The following is a 19,445-nucleotide window of genomic DNA, read 5'->3' on the forward strand; positions in this document are numbered from 1 at the left end:
TGTTATGTCTGTCTTGCTACCGCGCGCGTGCGCGCCGGCTGCGATACGTATCGAGCACGACCGCCACCACGATCACCGCGCCCGTGATGATCCGTTTGGTCGGCTCGTTCGCACCGATCTGCGCCAGCCCCGCGGCCAGCACGGAGATGATCAACACGCCGAAGAACGTGCTGATCACCGAGCCGCGCCCGCCCATCAGGCTCGTGCCGCCGATCACGACGGCGGCGATGACCTGCAGTTCGAGGCCCGCGCCCGCGTTCGGATCGGCCGCCTCGAGCCGCGAAATCTGGAACAGCGACGCCAGGCCCGCGAGCGCGCCCATCAGTGCGAATACGAGGATTTTATACGGCCTCGGGTTAACCCCTGCAAGTCGCACCGCTTCCTCGTTCGTGCCGATGCCGACCAGATAGCGCCCGAACACGGTGCGCGTGAGGACGAACTGGGCCGCGATCATCACCGCGACCGCGATCAGGAATGCCGGCGAGATGCCGAGCGCGATCGGGTTCGACAGGAAATCGAACGCGTCGCCGATATACGCGGTGCGCGAATTCGTCAGCTGGTACGCGAGGCCGCGCGCGGCTTCCAGCACGCCGAGCGACACGATGAACGACGGAATCCGCCAGCCGACCGTGACCGCGCCGGTCAGCGTGCCCGTCGCGGTCGCGACCGCGATCCCGATCAGCGCGGCGGGCAGCGGCCCCCACTGCCATTTCAGCGCGGCGACGCTGACCATCGACGCGGCGAGCGCGAGCACCGAGCCGACCGACAGGTCGATCCCGGCGATGATCAGCACGAAGGTCATCCCGACCGACATCACGACGAGATCGGGAATCTGGTTCGCGATCGTGCTGAACGTGTCGTAGGTCAGGAAATGCGAGCTCAGTACCGAGAACAGCGCGATCATCGCGGCCAGCGCGCCGGCGAGCCCGAGATAGTTCGACAGGCCGAGCCGGGTGCCGGACAGCGTGCGCGCGCGGCGCCCCGTCACGTCCTGCTGCGCGCCTGCGTCGGTCGGGGATACGGGAGGCTGGGTCATTGCTGTCGTCCTGTCGTCGAAGTGCCCGGAGCGGCGCCGCGCGCCTGCTCCGTGTCGGGATGCCGCATCGCCTCGGCCGGCGTCTCGCGGCCGAAGCCGGCGAACGCCGCGGCCAGCAGCGCATCCTGGGTCCAGTTGCCGCGCTCGAACACGGCGGTCATGCGGCCGGCCGACATCACGCCGATCCGGTCGCAGATCAGCATCAGCTCGCGCAGGTCGCTCGATACGACCACCAGCGCGCGGCCTTCGCGCGCGAGCGCGCCCATCAAAGTGTAGATCTCGAATTTGGCGCCGACGTCGATCCCGCGCGTCGGCTCGTCGAACAGCAGCACGCCCATGTCGCGCGCGAGCCAGCGGCCGATCACGACCTTCTGCTGATTGCCGCCCGACAATTCGCCGACCGGCTGCGCCGCCCCGTTCGTACGAATCCGCAGCGCGTCGATCTGCTGCTCGGCGAGCGCCGTTTCGCGTGCGGAATCGACGATGCCGCCGCGCGCGAGCCGCTCGAGCTGGCCGAGCGACACGTTCGCGGTGATCGACTGCGACAGCAGCAGCCCTTCGCCCTTGCGATCCTCGGTGATCAGCGCGATGCCCAGCTTCACCGCATCGACGGGCGACGCGATCCGCGCCGGCTTCAGCGGCTGGCCGACCGCGATCGTCCCGGCATCCGGTGTATCGGCGCCGTAGATCAGCCGCAGCAGCTCCGTGCGCCCCGCGCCGATCAGCCCCGAGATGCCGAAGATTTCGCCCGCGCGCACCTCGAGCGACACGTCGCGCACGGCCGTGCCGCGCGTGAGGCCCGATACGGCGAGCCGCGGCGCGCCGAAACGGCGCTCGCCGAGATCGATGTGCTCGCCGACCTCGCGCCCGACCATCAGCGTGACCAGCCCGTCGGACGTCGTCGCCGCCATGTCGCCAGCATGCACGAGCCGGCCGTCGCGCAGCACCGCGACGCGCTCGGCGACGCGTGCGAGCTCTTCGAGCCGGTGCGAGATGTAGACGATCGCGACGCCGCGCGCCTTCAGCCGGTCGATCTGCTCGAACAGCAGCTCGACTTCGCGCGCGGTCAGCATCGCGGTCGGCTCGTCGAGAATCAGTACGCGACAGTCGCCGATCAGGTTGCGCGCGATCTCGACCATCTGCTGATGGCCGATGCCGAGCGCGCCGACCGGCGTATCGGGATCGACCGCGTCGAGCCCGACCTGCGCCATCGCCGCGCGTGCGTCATCGCGCAACCGCGCGCGATCGATGATCCCGAAGCGCCGCGGCAGGCGGTTCAGGAACAGGTTTTCGGCGACGCTCAGCGTCGGCAGCAGGTTCAGTTCCTGCATCACCATGCGCACGCCGAGCGCCTCGGCCTGCGTACGGCTCGCGGGCGCATAGGCCTGGCCGCCGAGCTGCATCGTGCCGGCGGTCGGGTCGACGAGCCCGCCGATGATCTTCGACAGCGTGCTCTTGCCGGCGCCGTTCTCGCCCGTCAGCGCGAGCGCCTGGCCCGCGTCGAGCGTGAGCGTGACGTCGGCGAGCACGGGTTCGGCATAGGTCTTGCCGATGCCGGATACGGACAGCACGGGATGGGCTGAACGGGAGGGTTGGAAGGTCGGTTCCATCGCGATCCTGGTTGCGGCCGCGCGCCCGGGGCGCGCGGGTATGACGCTCACAAGTGCATGTGCATGCAGTGGCCGTGATCGCGCTCACACCGGATAACGGCCGCCGCGCCGGATTCTTGAGCGCGGCGGCCGGACCGGTGCGGCGTCTTACTTCGTCACGAGGTCCACCGGCGTCTCGACCACGCCGGACATGTCGGCCTGCTTGCGATGCTCGGCGATCGCCTTGAGCGCCGTGTCGATGCCGAACACGGCCTGCTTCGCCGCGTACTGGTCGGCGGTCGCAAGCACGCGGCCGTCCTTCAGCATCGGCTTGATCGCGTTGATGTTGTCGTAGCCGACCACGAACACCTTGCCCTGCTTGCCAGCCGCGCGCACGGCGGACACGGCGCCGATCGCCATGTTGTCGTTGCCGCACAGCAGCGCCTTCAGGTTCGGGTATTCGTTGAGCATCGCGGCGGCCACCGCATTGCCCTTGTCGATCTCCCATTCGCCCGACTGCACCGACACGACCTTCATTCCGCCCGCCTTCATCGCGTCCTCGAAGCCGGCCGTGCGTTGCTGCGCGTTGGTCGTCGTCGACACGCCTTCGACGATGCCGACCTGGTCGCCCGCCTTCAGCCGCTTCGCGAGGTAATCGCCGATCTTGCGCGCGCCCTTGCGGTTGTCCGGGCCGACGAACGGCACGTTCAGGTTCTTCGACTTCAGCACGTCGGGATCGAGCCGGTTGTCGATGTTCACGACGATGATGCCGGCGTCGACCGCCTTCTTCACGACCGGCACGAGCGCCTTCGAATCGGCCGGCGCGAGCACGATCGCGTCGACCTTCGAGACGATCATCTGCTCGACGATGCGGATCTGGTTCGCGGTGTCGGTCTCGTCCTTGATGCCGTTGGTGACCAGGTCGAACTGGTTCGCGTTGTGTTTCTGGTATTCCTTCGCGCCCGTTTCCATGGTCAGGAAGAACTCGTTGGCGAGCGACTTCATCACGAGCGCGACCTTCGGCTTGGCCGCGGATTGCGCGTGGACGGCCGGTGCGGCGGCCACCGCGACGGCGGCGAGCGCGGCGGTCAGGAAGCGACGGCGAAAGCGGACATTCATACACATCTCCTGGCGACTGGCCCGAAGGGCCGATTGTTGTTTGACTGTTGTTTTAATGTGAGCAAACGTTTGCGCCACACTACCCGGGCAATGGCCATCGATGCTGCTGTCGGTACCGCGGAATGGAAGCGAGGCAGACGGCCGACTGCCTGGCGCGTGCTGTCGTCGACGCGCCGCCGCCGGCGGGACGCCGGCGGGGTGGAGGCTATGCTGTACCGATTCGCTTCGGCGCGCAACCTGTCTGATCAATATTTAAGGGTTTATTCGGAGCGCGCGAGCGTACTTCACGACGCGCAAAAGCGACACTCGCGATGCCGGCGGCGGTTCGCCGAAGCGCTGCGCAGGTTCGGCGTGGCCGGTCGTTCTTGTTTTTATGTCGGCACGGAAAGGCAGGTCGATCGTCGCCTGATGCGACGCACCCGATCGGGCGCCTCCGCTGACGCTTCAAGCGCGACGGCGAAAATCCGCCACCGGTGCAGCGTACGGCAAGGTATGCGTGGCGCATGTCGCGTGCCGTCCGCGGCATCTGCCCGGACGGCGCGCGCCACGCGGGGGTCAAACGGCTTCGCGCAACAGCCCCGCGATTTCCGCCTCGTTCAGGTGCGGCGCGAACATTTCGATCAGCCGGTACGCATACGCGCGCAGGAACGCGCCCTTGCGCAGCCCGACCCGCGTCGTGCTCGCCTCGAACAGGTGCTGCGTGTCGAGCGCGACGAGCCCCGTGTCGCGCTGCGGATCGTAGGCCATCGCCGCGACCACGCCGATCCCCATCCCGAGTTCGACGTAGGTCTTGATCACGTCCGCGTCGATCGCGGTCAGCACGACGTCGGGCACGGCGCCCGCCTGAGCGAACGCCTGGTCGATGTGCGAGCGGCCCGTGAAGTCCTGGTCGTACGTGATGATCGGGTATTCGGCGATTTCCTCGAGCGTCAGGTTCTCGCGCCCGACGAGCGGATGGCCCTTCGGCACGACGACCGTGTGGTGCCACGAATAGCACGGGAACGTGACGATGTCCGGATAGCGGTCGAGCGCCTCGGTCGAGATGCCGAGATCGGCCTCGCCGTTCAGGATCATCTGCGCGATCTGTTGCGGGCTGCCCTGGCGCAATGCGAGATGCACCTTCGGGAACACGTCGGTGAACTGCCGGATCACCTTCGGCAGCGCGTAGCGCGCCTGCGTGTGCGTCGTCGCGACGACGAGGTGGCCGCTGTCCTGATCGGCGAACTGGCGCGCGACGCGGCGCAGGTTCTCGGCATCGAGCAGCATCCGCTCGATCAGCTGGTGCACGGCCTTGCCGGGCTCCGTGAGCCCCGTCAGCCGCTTGCCGCGCCGGATGAAGATGTCGACGCCCAGCTCGTCTTCCAGATCCTTGATCTGCTTCGACACGCCCGACTGCGACGTGTACAGCACGTTCGCGACTTCCGTCAGGTTCATGTTCTGGCGCACCGCTTCGCGCACGAACCGCAATTGCTGAAAATTCATGGGTATGCCTCTTAGGCTGTCGTTGTTTGATTGTCGAACCGCAGCGAATCCCGCCCGCTGCCCTGCATGGTGTCGTCAACGCGCGGGGAACACCCGCACGGCGCGCGGCACGGCCGTCGCGCCGTCGCCGACCTGCAGCGAAAGCGCCCGCCACGCATCGCGGTCGAGTTCCGCCTCGAGCGCGCCGCCCGCGCGCGCCTCGAGCTCCACGCGCACCGAGCCGCCGAGCGGAATCACGCGCCGCACGTCGACCGCGATACCGTCGCGGTGCCCGTCGCCCGCCGGCCACAGCTGCAGATCGTGCGGCCGCACGTACGCGTTCGCGGGGCCCGCGAAATCCGCGTCGACCTCGATCGGCGCGGCCGCGCCCTCCGCAACGAAGCCGCGCCCGGCAACCGTGCCCGGCAGCCGGTTCGCCGCGCCGAGGAATTCGTACACGAACGCACTTTGCGGATGATCGTAGACGTCCTGCGGGCTGCCGACCTGCTCGACGTGGCCGCGATTCAGCACGACGATGCGATCGGCCACTTCGAGCGCCTCTTCCTGGTCGTGCGTGACGAAGATCGTCGAGATGTGCAGGTCGTCGTGCAGGCGACGCAGCCAGCCGCGCAGCTCCTTGCGGACCTTCGCGTCGAGCGCGCCGAACGGTTCGTCGAGCAGCAGCACCTTCGGCTCGACCGCGAGCGCGCGGGCAAGCGCGATGCGCTGGCGCTGGCCGCCGGACAGCTCGGACGGATAACGCTGCGCGAGCCAGTCGAGCTGCACGAGCTTGAGCAGCTCGTGCACCTTCTCGCGAATCGCGGCTTCCGACGGCCGTTCGCGGCGCGGCTTCACGCGCAGCCCGAACGCGACGTTTTCGAACACCGTCATGTGGCGGAACAACGCGTAGTGCTGGAACACGAAGCCGACCTGGCGGTCGCGCGCGCCGACCGACGCGACGTCGAGCCCCTGCAGCACGACCTGGCCGGCGTCCGCGTGCTCGAGGCCCGCGATCACGCGCAGCAGCGTGGTCTTGCCGCAGCCGGACGGCCCGAGCAGCGCGACCAGTTCGCCGGGCGGAAAGTCGAGCGACACGTTGTCGAGCGCCGTGAAATCGCCGAAGCGCTTCTGAAGGTTACGGACGGTGATACCCATTCTGGTTGCCTCTTTACGATTTCGACGAAACGGCGCCGACAGGGCCGGCATGTGCGGGAACGGCGTCGGCCAGTTCGGCGGCGAGGTGACGCTCGGCGATCAGCTTCAGCGCGAGCGTGACGAGCGCGAGCAACGCCAGCACCGACGCCACCGCGAACGCCGCCGCGAAGTTGTATTCGTTGTACAGGATCTCGACGTGCAGCGGCATCGTGTCGGTCACGCCGCGGATGTGGCCGGACACGACCGACACCGCGCCGAACTCGCCCATCGCGCGCGCATTGCACAGGATCACGCCGTACAGCAGGCCCCACTTCACGTTCGGCAGCGTCACGCGGCGGAAGATCTGCCAGCCCGACGCGCCGAGCACGCGCGCGGCTTCTTCCTCGTCGGTGCCTTGCGCCTGCATCAGCGGAATCAGCTCGCGCGCGACGAACGGGAACGTGACGAAAATCGTCGCGAGCACGATGCCCGGCACCGCGAAGATGATCTGCACGTCGTGATCCTGCAGCCAGGGGCCCAGCCAGCCCTGTGCGCCGAACAGCAGCACGTATACGAGGCCCGAGATCACCGGCGACACCGAGAACGGCAGGTCGATCAGCGTGGTGAGCAGCGCCTTGCCGCGGAATTCGAACTTCGCGATCGCCCACGATGCGCACACGCCGAACACGAGGTTCAGCGGCACGGCGATCACGGCGACGGTCAGCGTCAGCTTGATCGCCGACCATGCGTCGGGATCGGCCAGCGATTCGAGATAGAAGCCGACGCCCTTGCGCAGCGCCTCGACGAACACCGCGGCGAGCGGTACGACGAGGAAGCACGCGAGGAACGCCAGCGCGATGCCCGTGAGCAGCCAGCGCACGACGCGCGACTCGCTGACGGGGTCGAGCCGCTTCGCGGCACGCGCGGCCGGCGACGGGGTTTTCAGCACGACGGTGGCCTCCTGGCTCATTGCTGGCCTCCTGCTGCTGCGGCGTTGACGGTGACGGGCGCCGGACCGCTCGCGCCCTTGCTCGTACGACGCTGCAGATACCACTGCAGCGTGTTGATCAGCAGCAGCATCAGGAACGACACGACCAGCATCACGACCGCCAGCGCGGTCGCGCCCGCATAGTCGTACTGCTCGAGCTTCGTGATGATCAGGAGCGACGTGATCTCGGACTTCATCGGCACGTTGCCGGCGATGAAGATCACCGACCCGTACTCGCCGAGCGCGCGCGCGAACGCGAGCGCGAAACCGGTGAGCAGCGCGGGCAGCACGGCCGGCAGCACGACGCGACGGAACGTCAGCCAGCGCGATGCGCCGAGGCACGCGGCGGCTTCCTCCTGCTCGCGCTCGAAATCCTCGAGCACCGGCTGCACGGTGCGCACGACGAACGGCAGCCCGATGAAGGTCAGCGCGACCAGCACGCCGGCCGGCGTGAACGCGATCTTGATGCCGAGCGGCGCCAGATACTGGCCGACCCAGCCGTTGGTCGCGTAGACGGCCGCGAGCGAGATGCCGGCCACCGACGTCGGCAGCGCGAACGGCAGGTCGACGATCGCATCGACGAGGCGCTTGAACGGGAACGTGTAGCGCACCAGCACCCACGCGACGAGGAAGCCGAACACGGCGTTGATCAGCGCGCCGCCGAGCGCGGCCGAGAACGTCAGCCGGTACGACGCGAGCACGCGCGGCGACGTGACGGCGGTGACGAACTGGTCCCACGACAGCGTCGCGGTCTTCAGGAACGTGGCGGCGAGCGGAATCAGCACCACGAGGCTCAAATAGGCCACCGTGATGCCGAGTGTCACGCCGAAACCGGGCAGCGCGCTCGGCTTGCGAAAGATGTACGTCGTCATCGGATGCTCTTGCTGGGTCGATCCTGCTCACGGGTCCGACGCAAACGCCGGCGCAGTGAATCGCGCCGGCGGCCCGTCGGGGAGGCGACGCGCTGTCGTGGCGCGCCGCTTGTCGTTATGGTGTGACTGCGTGCGTTACTGCGGCTTGTAGATCGAGTCGAACACGCCGCCGTCCGCGAAATGCGTCTTCTGCGCATTCGTCCAGCCGCCGAACGTGTCGTCGACCGTGTACAGCTTCAGCTTCGGGAACTGCTTGGTCAGCTCCGCCGGCACGTTCTTCGAACGCGGCCGATAGTAGTTGCGCGCCGCGATCTCCTGGCCCTGCGGGCTGTACAGGAAGTTCAGGTAGGCCTCGGCCAGCTTGCGCGTGCCCTTCTTGTCGACCACCTTGTCGACCACCGCGACGGGCGGCTCGGCCAGGATGCTCACCGACGGCACGACGATCTCGAACTTGTCGGTACCGAACTCCTTGACCGACAGGAACGCCTCGTTTTCCCATGCGATCAGCACGTCGCCGATCCCGCGTTGCACGAAGCTCGTCGTCGCGCCCCGCGCGCCCGAATCGAGCACGCCGGCGTTCTTGTAGAGCTTCGTGACGAATTCCTTCGCCGTCTGCTCGTTGCCGCCCGGCTTGTGCAGCGCATATGCCCATGCGGCGAGGTAGTTCCAGCGCGCGCCGCCCGAGGTCTTCGGGTTCGGCGTGACGATCGAGATGCCCGGCTTGGTCAGGTCGTCCCAGTCCTTGATCCCCTTCGGATTGCCCTTGCGCACCAGGAACACGATCGTCGACGTGTACGGCGATGCGTTGTCGGGCAGGCGTTTTTGCCAATCCTTGTTCACGAGCCCCTTGTTCGCGAGCGCGTCGATGTCGTACGCGAGCGCCAGCGTGACGACGTCGGCCTGCAGGCCGTCGAGCACCGAGCGCGCCTGCGCGCCCGAGCCGCCGTGCGACTGCTTGAAGTTGACCGTCTCGCCCGTCTTCGCCTTCCACTCCTTGCCGAACGCCTGGTTGAAATCCTGGTACAGCTCGCGCGTCGGGTCGTACGACACGTTCAGGAACGTCGTATCGGCCTGGGCATGCGTCGCGACGCCCAGCGCCGCCGCCGCGCCCAGCGCGAGTGTTGCGATCAGGCGGCCCACGCCGCCCGCCAGCCCCGTATTGCGTTTCGCCATCCTTGGTTCTCCAGTGTTGTCGGTATTGCGATGTCGGGCCAGTCTATCGAACGGGTTACATGATTAAAAATAATCGTTCCTCATTTTTTAATACTCAAAAGTGCTAACGCAGACGGGATGGACGGTTGCGGCGGACAAACCGGCGTCCGGGCGTCGCGAAATCACGTCGGAACCGGCGCGATCGCGTCGAACCTCAAGTAACACTTGAAATTCACCAAGTACTGTATAAAAATACAGCTCACTGTCTATCCATACAGTTGAGCCATGACCAAACTCACCGCCCGTCAGCAGCAAGTGTTCGACTTGATCCGTCGCGCGATCGAGCGCTCCGGATTCCCGCCCACCCGTGCCGAGATCGCGGCCGAACTGGGCTTCAGCTCGCCGAATGCGGCCGAGGAACACCTGCGCGCGCTGGCGCGCAAGGGCGTGATCGAGCTGGCCGCCGGCGCCTCGCGCGGCATCCGGCTGCTCGGCGTCGACGACATCCCGCACCAGTTCACGCTGCCGCACGCCGGACTGATGCAACTGTCGCTGCCGCTCGTCGGCCGCGTCGCGGCCGGTAGCCCGATCCTCGCGCAGGAGCACATCTCGCAGCACTACGCGTGCGATCCCGCGCTGTTCACCAGCAAGCCCGACTACCTGTTGAAGGTGCGCGGGCTGTCGATGCGCGACGCCGGCATTCTCGACGGCGACCTCCTCGCCGTGCAGAAGCGCACCGAAGCGAAGGACGGCCAGATCATCGTCGCGCGTCTCGGCGACGACGTCACGGTCAAGCGTCTGATGCGCCGGCCCGGCGGCCTCGAGCTGATCGCGGAGAACCCGGATTACGAAAACATCTTCGTCAAGGCCGGCAGCGCGGATTTCGCGCTGGAAGGCATCGCCGTCGGGCTGATCCGCTCGGGCGAACTCTGACATTCCGTCTCGCTGAGGAGAACATCATGGAACGCCTTGCCCGTCTGCTGCCTTTCCGTCAATTCGGTCGCCTGCGTCATCTGCGCGGCCGCACGCCCTGCGCACCGCTGTCCGCGGCGGCGCCTGTGGAACAAGAAGTCGCAGTCGAACGGCAGGCGTCCCTGCTGCCGTCAGCGCTCCCCGCATTCGCGCGGGTATCGCTGAACGCCGGCCTCAATCACGCGGAACCCGCGCGCCGCGCGCCGGTGCGCGTCTATCACGGCCGGTCGCGCCTGATCATGGTCGGCACGATCGATGCCGTGTGCCGGATGATCGATCGCTGCATCGCAGAGGAACGATCGGCCACGCCGGGCAGTCTCTGATTGCGGGACCTTCCCGTACCGGAGGCAACGTGACTGGATCGTCGCGCCTTGCATGGCGACTCAAGCCCCTGCTGATCGTCGCGCTCGTCGTCGCCGTCATGGCGGCGCTCGGTTATGCATACGCGTCGCCGTATGTCGCGCTCGGTCGCCTGAAATCGGCGATCGATGCGCGCGATGCGCAGGCGATCAGCGAGTATGTCGACTTTCCGTCGCTGCGCATCAGCCTGAAACAACAGGTCACGGAAGAATTGATGCGCCGGATCGACGCAGTGAAGAAGGACAATCCGTTCGCGGTGCTTGGCGCGCTGATCGGGTCCGCGTTGATCGGCCCGCTGGTCGATGCGTACGCGACCCCGGAAGGCGTCGCCGCGCTGATGAGCGGATTGCCGCCGCGCGGCAATCCGGGCGAACGCCCACCCGAATGGTCGAATCAACCGTCGGCAGGCAATGCACCTGGCAACACGCCGGCCGCACCGCCCACCCATCCGGCGTCGGCAAGCGCGGGCGGTCCGGGCGGCAATGCGGCCGCATCGGGTGCCTCGTCGCCGGCATCCACCCCGGCCAGCCCGAGCGAAGCCGCGCCTGCGCCGCACCAGCAGCAAACCAGCGCGGGATACCGCAATATCGATGAATTCGTCGTCACGTATCAGCGCAGCGCCGACGGCACGCGCTATGCGGCGATCTTCCACCGCTTCGGGCTGTTCTCGTGGAAGTTGTCCGGAATCGACCTGCATGCCTAGCACGCCGCGCTCCACGCCCGCTCTGCCAATGCCGTGCAATGCCTGACCGGCACACATCGCCGGTCAGACGGTCGTCCAGTCTTCAGGTCATGTGCCGTTCGCGATGGCCGCCTCGCGCTCGCGCGCGATCTCGGCCTTCTGCTCTTCCGCCGACGAACACGCAACCAGAATGCTGCAGTTCACGCGATCGAGCAGTTGCGTATTGCCCGACCCCATCCACCATCTCGACAATCCGCTGCGGCACCGATGGCCGACGACGACGAGATCGACCTTCAGTTCCGACGCCAGATTCGCGATTTCGTCGATCGGATAACCGAACGCGAAATGGCCTTCGGCCTGCACACCGCGCTCACGCAGCCAGTTCACCCCCTCCTGCAGAATCTCGCGCGCGGTTTCCTCGAATCGGCCGCATGCGACATCGGTCAGCAGGCCTGCGCTCTGCGCAATGCTCGAACGCATGTCGACGACCGACAGCAAGTGCGTTTCAGCCTTCAGGTCCATTGCGAGATTGGCCCCGCAGCGTAGTGCCTTGCGCCCTTCGAGCGTGCCGTCGTAACACAGCAAAATCTTGTTGTAGCTAGCCATGAAACCTCCCTATCGCGACAACGAGCCTACGCATTCATCATGGTGCGCCGCAATTCAGGACGCAAGGGATGGAAAACGCTGATTCGCCCCGCGCGGCGCGTACGCGATGATGCGGTGCACGATCGGCACGCAGTTGCATCGCACCGGGCAGACATGCGCTGAAGCGATGCAGCCGATGCACTAGAATGGCCCGTTCGCCCTTCAGCGGGCCGCCGCGCGCCGGCGTCGAGCGCTTCGGTCATGCCCGTGTGACACGCCTGCGCCCGATCCGTTCGCACACCGGCGCGCATCCGGGCAGCAGAGCATGCCTACTTACAACGACAACCCGCCCATGTCCGTTGCACCGATCGATTTCCGCAACGTCGAAAAGCGCTACGGCGACAAGCTCGTCGTCAACGGCCTGTCCTTCAATGTGAAGGCAGGCGAATGCTATGGCCTGCTCGGGCCGAACGGCGCCGGCAAGACCACGACGCTGAAGATGCTGCTGGGCCTCGCGCACCCCGATGCAGGCACCATTTCGCTGTGCGGCGAACCGGTTCCATCGCGTGCGCGACACGCACGCCAGCGGGTCGGCGTCGTCCCGCAGTTCGACAATCTCGATCCCGACTTCACGGTCCGCGAAAACCTGCTCGTGTTCAGCCGCTATTTCGGGATGTCGGCGCAGGCCGCACGCGCGCTCGTGCCGCCGCTGCTCGAATTCGCGAAGCTGGAAAACAAGGCCGATGCGAAGGTCGGCGAGCTGTCGGGCGGCATGAAGCGCCGTCTCACGCTCGCCCGCGCGCTCGTCAACGATCCCGATGTGCTCGTGCTCGACGAACCGACGACAGGCCTCGACCCGCAGGCGCGGCACCTGATGTGGGAGCGGCTGCGCTCGCTGCTCGCGCGCGGCAAGACGATCCTGATCACCACGCATTTCATGGAAGAAGCCGAGCGCCTGTGCGATCGGCTGTGCGTGATCGAGGAAGGCCGCAAGATCGCCGAAGGCGCGCCGCACGCACTGATCGAATCGGAGATCGGTTGCGACGTGATCGAGATCTACGGGCCCGATCCGGCCGCGCTGCGTGACGAGTTGTCGGCGGAGTTGCCGGCATTCGCGAAGCACACCGAGATCAGCGGGGAGACACTGTTCTGCTATGTGACCGACCCCGAACCGCTCAGCGCACGGCTCAAGGGTCGGACGGGGTTGCGCTATCTGCATCGCCCGGCCAATCTGGAGGATGTGTTCCTGCGGCTCACGGGCCGCGAGATGCAGGATTGATCGACATGGACGTCCGCAACTATTCCGCGACCACGCCGTCGGCCCCGCCACGCGAATCACGCTTCGCGATCGCGATGCCGGCGAACGCGAGCAACTGGGTCGCCGTCTGGCGGCGCAACTATCTCGTGTGGCGCAAGCTCGCGCTCGCGTCGATGTTCGGCAATCTTGCCGATCCGATGATCTATCTGTTCGGGCTGGGTTTCGGGCTCGGCCTGATGCTCGGCCACGTCGACGGCGTGTCGTACATCGCGTTCCTCGCGGCCGGCACGGTCGGCTCGAGCGTGATGATGTCCGCGAGCTTCGAGTCGATGTATTCGGGTTTCTCGCGGATGCACGTGCAGCGCACGTGGGAAGCGATCATGCATACACCGCTCGCGCTCGGCGACATCGTGCTCGGCGAGATCGTCTGGGCGGCCAGCAAGGCGATGCTGTCGGGCGGCGCGATCATGTTCGTCGCGGGTGTGCTCGGCTACGCGCGGTTTCCGTCGATGCTCGCGGTGCTGCCCGTGATCGCGCTGGCCGGCCTCGCGTTCGCCAGCATCGCGATGATCGTCACGGCGCTCGCGCCGTCCTACGATTTCTTCATGTTTTATCAGACACTCGTGCTGACGCCGATGCTGCTGCTGTCGGGCGTGTTCTTCCCGATCACGCAGTTGCCGCCGCTTGCACGGCACGCGGCGCAGGCGCTGCCGCTCGCGAACGCGGTCGAGCTGATCCGGCCCGCGATGCTCGGCCGGCCGGCGACCGACATCGCGTTGCACGTCGCGGTGCTCGCCGGCTACGCCGTGGGCGGATTCCTGCTGTCCGCGTGGCTGTTCCGGCGGCGGATGATGCGTTGACGGCCGACGCACCGGGCGCCGGCTTCATGCGACGACGTTACTCGTCGTCGTCGCTCCACGGAATCTCGACGTCGGTCAGGAACGCGACGGTCGCGAGCGGGCCGCCTTCGTGGCGGCCGAGCTTGCCGTCCGCGCGATGCCATTCGACGCGGAATTGCGTGCCCGGATCGTCGGCCACCAGATAGACCGTGCGCAGCTCTTCCTTGTCGGCTTCGGCCACCGGGCCGTCGAACGACACCAGCATCTTCTGCGGCCACAGGCCGTTGACGGGATCGTAAATTCGATCGCCTTGCGGAATGTCGATGCTGGCCTCGACGCCGATCGTCGCGGAGGCCTCGATGATCATCGTGCCGAGTGCGTGCAGCACGGCAGTCGCCCGCGCGGAATTGGCCTGGCGGATCGCGAGATCGCCGCGCGTCAGCGCCTTTTCGAGTCGAGGATGAATCTTCGGTTGGGTCATGCGTTTTCCTGTTTGCTTCTTGTAAAGGGCGCCGCACACGTGAAGCGGCGGCGCCGGATGAATACGACGACGGCGTGCGCACGGCGCGCCGTGCGCGTGCGTCAGAACCCGAACGCGATCGCGAGCAAGCCGCTCGCGATTCCGAACACGACGACGAGCGTCGCGACGATCGCCAGCATGTAAGGCTTGAACGAACGCGCGAGCATCGCGAGCGACGGCACGCTGATCGGCGGCAACGTCATCAGCAGCGCGGCGGCCGGACCGACGCCCATGCCGAGCGACAGCATCGCCTGGATGATCGGCACCTCGCCGGCCGTCGGGATCACGAACAGCATGCCGGCGACCGCGAATGCGACGATCCAGCCGAGATGATTGCCGATGTCCGGGCCGATATGGGGAAACAGCCATGCGCGTGCGGCGCCGAGCAGCAGCACGAGCACGATGTATTCGGGTACGAGCCGCACGGCCATGCGCGCGAGCAGCGTCATCCAGCGGACGAAGGGATTGCCCGCCGCGGCCTGCTCGGCCGCCAGCGCGGCGAGTTGCGCATCGTCGATGCCGCGGTCTTCGGGACGCGCGATGCGGTTCAGCAGATAGCCGATCCCGAACACCATCGCGATGCCGAGCACGAGGCGCAGCGCACTCCAGTGCCAGCCGAGCACGAAGCCCATGAATACCAGCGCCGCCGGGTTCAGCACGGTGTTGCCGAGCCAGAACGCGACCGCACCGCCCGGCGACGCGTGGCGCGCACGCAGCCCCGCGACGACCGGCGCCGCGCAGCACGTACACATCATCCCGGGCAGCGACAGCAGCCCGCCCGCGGCGACGCTGCCGAATCCCGTGCGACCGAGCACGCGCGCCACCCAGTGCGCGGGCAGCAGTGCCTGCACGGCCGAGCCGAGCAGCAGGCCGAGCACCATCGCCTGCCAGATCGCCTTGCCGTATGCCCACGCGTAGTCGAGCGCCGCCTTCAGCGACGGCTCGGGTGCGGCCGCCGACGTGCCCATCAGGATCGACTGGCCGATCGAATGGTGCTCGGCGGCAACGAACGCCTTGTTGTAGTACGGGAACCATTTCACGTAGAACAGTCCCGCGACCGCGATCAGCAGGAAGGTCATCCAGCCAAGGGCCGGACTGGGTTGGGTGCGTGTGGTCGTCATCGTGTGGTGGTGGTGGTCGATTGATCTTGGTCGGTTTCGGATGCCGCGCCGGCGGCAAGCGCGGCCGATGTGGGCAACCCGGCTCGCGCGAGTTCGGCCAGCAGCGTGCGCGCCTGATCGCGCACGTCGGCCGCGTTGGGCCGGAACGTGAACGTCAGCGCACGGTTCGGCTTGTTGTACGTCGCGCGGTAAGTGCGCGCATAGGCGGGATCGTAATGCCTGTCGATCAGCTCGGCGAACAATTCGGCCCGCGCGCCGGCGTCGATCAGCCCCTTCCAGCGCGTCACCTGTTCGCGGCTGTGCAGGCCGATCAGCCGATGAAGCTGCGCCTTGAACGCGTCCGGTTCGTCGAACAGGTGCACGTAATCGTCGAGCAGGAACGCGATCCGCTCGTCGTGGGCCGCTTCGACCTGCACCCACGGCCCCGCGTGAAACGCCTCGATCAGCGCGATCGGCAACTGCACGAGCCCGATCCTGCGGCTTTCCGATTCGACGAACACCGGCCATTGGGGGTCGAAACGCCCGAGCGTCTCGACGAGTCCCGAATCGAACCCCTTCTGCGCCGGTTGCGGCTTGCCCGGCAACGCACCGAGCAGCGAGCCGCGATGGCACGCGAGCGCCTCCAGGTCGAGCGTCTGCGCGCCGACGTCGCGCAACGCGTTCAGCAGGCGCGTCTTGCCGCAGCCCGTATGGCCCACGAGCGCGATGTAGCGAAAGCGTGTCGGCAGCGATGCGAGCGTCGCACACACCGACTGGCGGTACGCCTTGTAGCCGCCGTCGAGCTGGCGCGCCTTCCAGCCGATCAGGTTGAACCAGGTCGTCATCGAGCCCGAACGCTTGCCGCCGCGCCAGCAGTAGATCAGCGGCCGCCAGTTGCGCGGCCGGTCGGCGAACGTCGTGTCGAGATGGCGCGCGATGTTGCGCGCGACGATCGCCGCGCCGACGCGCGTCGCCTCGTACGGCGACACCTGCCGGTACATCGTGCCGACGAGCACGCGCTCCTCGTTGCTGAGCACGGGCGCGTTCAACGCGCCGGGGATATGGTCCTCGGCGAACTCGAGCGGCGTGCGCACGTCGATGATCTCGTCGAACTCGCCGGCGCGATCGAGGGTAACAATCAGGTTCTTCAATTTGGCGTCGAACAGGGGCGATGCGGCTCGAGAAGCCGCATGGGCGCGGAAGGCGGATTGACGATTATCTCACGGGCCGGCGTCCCGGGCCGCGCGCGGCAGTCGGCGGCGGCGAGGCGGCCCGCATCGCGTCGATCAGGTGGTCGCGGAATGCGCGCACCGACGCGGGCAGATCGCGCCCCGCCATCGTCTGCACCTGGATGCTGCGTTCGCGCAGTTGCGGGTTCGTCACGGGCACGACGACGAAGCCGTCCGCGTCGGAGCGGTCGCGCACCGATAGCAGACCCGTGAACATCACCGCGCCCGTGCGCCGCGCGTAGCCGTACATCGCCGCGGTGTTGTTGCTCGTCAGCTCGGGCTCGAGCAGCAGCCCGTCGAGCGCGCATGCGATATCGATCAGTTGCCGCACCGTCGTGCCGGCTTCGGGCAGCACGTGCGCGTGCCGCGCGACATCGGCGAGCGACACCGCGTCGCGCGCCGCGAGCGGATGATCGTGCCGGACCAGCGCGAAGACCGGCGCGCGCTCGGTGTGATCGACGCGCACGCCCTTCTCCGGCGCGAGGCTGAAGGTCAATGCGATGTCCGCGTCTCCGTCGCGCACGCGCCGGGTCGCGTCCGCCGGCGACACGACCCACACGGTGAAATCGACGCCCGGGTGACGCGCCTTGAAGCTCGCGAGCACGGCAGGCAGGAAGTCGATCGCGAACCCTTCCGAGCATGCGATCTTCAGCAGGCTGCCGTGCAGCGCGTCGAGCCCGCCGATGTCCTTCATCACGTGCTCGGCCTCCAGCAGGCTGCGCTGCGCGAACGCCAGCAGCCGCTCCCCGGCCTCCGACAACGCCATCCCGCGCGGGCGCCGCTCGAACAGCGGCGCCCCGAGCTCGCTCTCCAGCTTCGCGATCTGGCGGCTGATCGCCGACACGGCCACGTGCAGCCGCGCGGACGCGTCGCTGATCGACCCGGTACGCGCCACCTCGACGAAATATCGCAACGCCAGGCCATGCAGGAAAGCCGCCATCGTTCTGTCTCCGCGCCGCATTCGGCCGCGCTGCTTTGCCTTTTCGGCAAAGAAAGGTTCGAAATTCGATCATTGTGACAAAAAAACCGGCTTTCTAGAATCGATCGCACTTCACGTTGCCTGCGCGGCCCGCGCGCCGCGAACCTGTCAGAGGAGACCCGATTTGACCCGTACCGCTGCCATCCAGCACGCGCTGAACCAGTTCGAATCCGGGGCGTTCTTCGCGACCCTGAGGCGCCGCGTCGGCCTGCGCACCGAAAGCCAGGAAAGCGGCAGCGAAGCCGCGCTGCACGCCTATCTGACCGACGAGATCGCGCCCGAGGCCGCCCGGCTCGGCTTCGCGTCGCGGATCGTCGCCAACCCCGTCGACGGCGGCGGGCCGTTCCTGCTCGCGTCGCGCCAAGAAGACGACGCGCTGCCGACCGTGCTGATCTACGGCCACGGCGACGTCGTGCGCGGCTACGACGCGCAGTGGCGCGCGCCGCTGTCGCCGTGGACGCTCACGGCCGACGGCGACCGCTGGTACGGCCGCGGCAGCGCCGACAACAAGGGCCAGCACACGATCAACCTGGCCGCGCTGGCGAGCGTGCTCGACGCGCGCGGCGGCCGGCTCGGCTTCAACGCGAAGCTGCTGATCGAGATGGGCGAGGAAACCGGCTCGCCGGGCCTCGACGCGCTGTGCCGCCAGGAGCGCGACGCGCTCTCGGCCGACGTGCTGATCGCCTCCGACGGCCCGCGCATCGCCGCCGCGCGCCCGACGGTATTCCTCGGCTCGCGCGGCTCGGTCAATTTCAAGCTGAGCCTGCGCGCCCGCGACGGCGCGCATCACTCCGGCAACTGGGGCGGATTGCTGCGCAACCCCGCGATCGTGCTCGCGCACGCGCTCGCCAGTCTGGTCGACGCGCGCGGCGCGATTCGTGTCGCCGGGTTGCGCCCGCCGCCGATCCCGGCCGCGGTGCGCGACGCGCTTGCCGATCTTTCCGTCGGCGGCGGGCCCGGCGACCCCGCGCTCGACGCCGGCTGGGGCGAGCCCGGCCTGTCCGCGGCCGAGCGCGTGTTCGGCTGGAACACGTTCGAGATCCTCGCGTTCAAGGCCGGCAACCCGGAGCATCCCGTCAACGCGATCCCGCCCGCCGCGTATGCGCACTGCCAGTTGCGCTTCGTCGTCGGCACCGACTGGGAAGCGCTGCATGCGCACCTGCGCGCGCACCTCGATGCGCACGGCTTCGCGGACATCGAGATCGACGTCGAACGCGGCGCACCGGCGACGCGCGTGCCGCCGGACGATCCGTGGGTCCGCTGGGCCGTCGCGTCGCTCGCGCGCACCACCGGCAAGAAGCCCGCGGTCCTGCCGAATCTCGGCGGCACGCTACCGAACGAGGTATTTGCCGACACGCTCGGGCTGCCGACGCTGTGGGTGCCGCACTCGTACCCGGCGTGCTCTCAGCACGCGCCCGACGAGCACCTGCTCGCGAGCGTCGTCAGCGAGGGGCTGCAGATGATGGCCGGCCTCTTCTGGGATCTCGGCGACGACGCGCCGCCCGTTCGCCGCGCGGCATCCGCCGCGGCCGGCGCCGCCCTGTAACACGCTTCGCCCCTTTCACGGGAC

At 67.7% G+C, this 19,445-nt stretch carries 19 protein-coding genes and 1 pseudogene; 6 read left to right on the plus strand and 14 right to left on the minus strand.

The annotated features are described in order from the left end of the window. Positions 1-16 precede the first annotated feature (16 nt). The 9 genes and pseudogenes from HWX62_RS14790 to HWX62_RS33320 form a co-directional block, all read right to left on the minus strand. Complete coding sequence (locus tag HWX62_RS14790; protein ID WP_175929248.1) at positions 17-1,036, minus strand: ABC transporter permease; 1,020 nt, start codon at positions 1,034-1,036, stop codon at positions 17-19. Next, entirely contained in the window at positions 1,033-2,646 is a 1,614-nt protein-coding gene (locus tag HWX62_RS14795; protein ID WP_175929249.1) for a sugar ABC transporter ATP-binding protein, read from the minus strand. Before HWX62_RS14795 ends, HWX62_RS14790 begins: the two co-directional genes overlap by 4 nt. A 147-nt stretch (positions 2,647-2,793) precedes the next feature. Beyond that, the gene (locus HWX62_RS14800) at positions 2,794-3,744 is read right to left on the minus strand and encodes a sugar ABC transporter substrate-binding protein (RefSeq protein WP_175929250.1); all 951 of its coding nucleotides are present in this window, start codon (positions 3,742-3,744) and stop codon (positions 2,794-2,796) included. A 555-nt stretch (positions 3,745-4,299) separates the two neighbouring features. Further along, on the minus strand, positions 4,300-5,226 hold the full coding sequence (locus tag HWX62_RS14805; protein WP_034207252.1) for a CysB family HTH-type transcriptional regulator: 927 nt from the start codon (positions 5,224-5,226) through the stop codon (positions 4,300-4,302). 75 nt (positions 5,227-5,301) lie between these two features. After that, entirely contained in the window at positions 5,302-6,360 is a 1,059-nt protein-coding gene (locus HWX62_RS14810) for a sulfate ABC transporter ATP-binding protein (RefSeq protein ID WP_175929251.1), read from the minus strand. Between the two features lie 13 nt (positions 6,361-6,373). After that, a complete protein-coding gene (gene cysW, locus HWX62_RS14815) occupies positions 6,374-7,309 on the minus strand; it encodes a sulfate ABC transporter permease subunit CysW (RefSeq protein ID WP_175929252.1) in 936 nt (311 codons plus the stop codon). After that, complete coding sequence (gene cysT / locus HWX62_RS14820) at positions 7,306-8,199, minus strand: sulfate ABC transporter permease subunit CysT (RefSeq protein WP_175929253.1); 894 nt, start codon at positions 8,197-8,199, stop codon at positions 7,306-7,308. The genes cysW and cysT overlap by 4 nt, the downstream gene beginning before the upstream one ends. Positions 8,200-8,334: 135 nt before the next feature. Next, a complete protein-coding gene (locus tag HWX62_RS14825) occupies positions 8,335-9,372 on the minus strand; it encodes a sulfate ABC transporter substrate-binding protein (protein ID WP_175929254.1) in 1,038 nt (345 codons plus the stop codon). A gap of 177 nt (positions 9,373-9,549) precedes the next feature. Beyond that, a pseudogene (locus HWX62_RS33320) lies at positions 9,550-9,666 on the minus strand (sodium:proton symporter); the annotation flags it as partial. Between HWX62_RS33320 and lexA the strand changes: the two are divergent. From lexA to HWX62_RS14840, 3 genes are read left to right on the plus strand one after another with little or no spacing between them, the layout of a single operon-like run. Further along, positions 9,637-10,284 (plus strand): transcriptional repressor LexA, encoded by a 648-nt coding sequence (gene lexA / locus HWX62_RS14830; RefSeq protein ID WP_175929255.1) that lies wholly within the window; start codon positions 9,637-9,639, stop codon positions 10,282-10,284. The pseudogene HWX62_RS33320 and the gene lexA sit on opposite strands and share 30 nt — an antisense overlap. 26 nt (positions 10,285-10,310) lie before the next feature. Next, positions 10,311-10,646 carry a hypothetical protein gene (locus HWX62_RS14835; RefSeq protein ID WP_175929256.1) on the plus strand — a complete coding sequence of 112 codons (336 nt, stop codon included), beginning with the start codon at positions 10,311-10,313 and terminating at the stop codon, positions 10,644-10,646. 29 nt (positions 10,647-10,675) lie between these two features. Beyond that, positions 10,676-11,386: a DUF2939 domain-containing protein gene (locus HWX62_RS14840; RefSeq protein ID WP_175929257.1), complete on the plus strand. Its 711-nt coding sequence runs from the start codon at positions 10,676-10,678 to the stop codon at positions 11,384-11,386. Between the two features lie 87 nt (positions 11,387-11,473). Here HWX62_RS14840 and HWX62_RS14845 read toward each other — a convergent pair whose 3' ends face one another. Beyond that, the gene (locus tag HWX62_RS14845) at positions 11,474-11,971 is read right to left on the minus strand and encodes a universal stress protein (RefSeq protein WP_175929258.1); all 498 of its coding nucleotides are present in this window, start codon (positions 11,969-11,971) and stop codon (positions 11,474-11,476) included. 331 nt (positions 11,972-12,302) lie between these two features. On the opposite strand from HWX62_RS14845, the gene nodI reads away from it, so the two are divergent. Next, positions 12,303-13,229 carry a nodulation factor ABC transporter ATP-binding protein NodI gene (gene nodI, locus HWX62_RS14850; protein ID WP_175929259.1) on the plus strand — a complete coding sequence of 309 codons (927 nt, stop codon included), beginning with the start codon at positions 12,303-12,305 and terminating at the stop codon, positions 13,227-13,229. 5 nt (positions 13,230-13,234) lie between these two features. Beyond that, complete coding sequence (locus tag HWX62_RS14855; RefSeq protein WP_175929260.1) at positions 13,235-14,068, plus strand: ABC transporter permease; 834 nt, start codon at positions 13,235-13,237, stop codon at positions 14,066-14,068. Between the two features lie 37 nt (positions 14,069-14,105). On the opposite strand, the gene HWX62_RS14860 is transcribed toward HWX62_RS14855, so the two are convergent. The 4 genes from HWX62_RS14860 to HWX62_RS14875 form a co-directional block, all read right to left on the minus strand. Further along, positions 14,106-14,528: a hypothetical protein gene (locus HWX62_RS14860; protein WP_175929261.1), complete on the minus strand. Its 423-nt coding sequence runs from the start codon at positions 14,526-14,528 to the stop codon at positions 14,106-14,108. A gap of 101 nt (positions 14,529-14,629) precedes the next feature. After that, positions 14,630-15,688, minus strand: a complete 1,059-nt coding sequence (locus HWX62_RS14865) for a permease (RefSeq protein ID WP_175929262.1) — start codon at positions 15,686-15,688, stop codon at positions 14,630-14,632. Beyond that, a complete protein-coding gene (gene mnmH, locus HWX62_RS14870) occupies positions 15,685-16,818 on the minus strand; it encodes a tRNA 2-selenouridine(34) synthase MnmH (RefSeq protein WP_175929263.1) in 1,134 nt (377 codons plus the stop codon). Before mnmH ends, HWX62_RS14865 begins: the two co-directional genes overlap by 4 nt. A gap of 64 nt (positions 16,819-16,882) precedes the next feature. Then, positions 16,883-17,836, minus strand: coding sequence for a LysR substrate-binding domain-containing protein (locus tag HWX62_RS14875; RefSeq protein ID WP_175929264.1), 954 nt, complete (start codon positions 17,834-17,836; stop codon positions 16,883-16,885). A 163-nt stretch (positions 17,837-17,999) separates the two neighbouring features. Here HWX62_RS14875 and HWX62_RS14880 point away from each other — a divergent pair, with 163 nt between their 5' ends. Beyond that, the gene (locus HWX62_RS14880; RefSeq protein ID WP_175929265.1) at positions 18,000-19,421 is read left to right on the plus strand and encodes a M20 family metallopeptidase; all 1,422 of its coding nucleotides are present in this window, start codon (positions 18,000-18,002) and stop codon (positions 19,419-19,421) included. Positions 19,422-19,445: the final 24 nt, after the last annotated feature.

This window comes from Burkholderia sp. BCC0506 (assembly GCF_902833145.1).
Classification (GTDB): Bacteria; Pseudomonadota; Gammaproteobacteria; order Burkholderiales; family Burkholderiaceae; genus Burkholderia.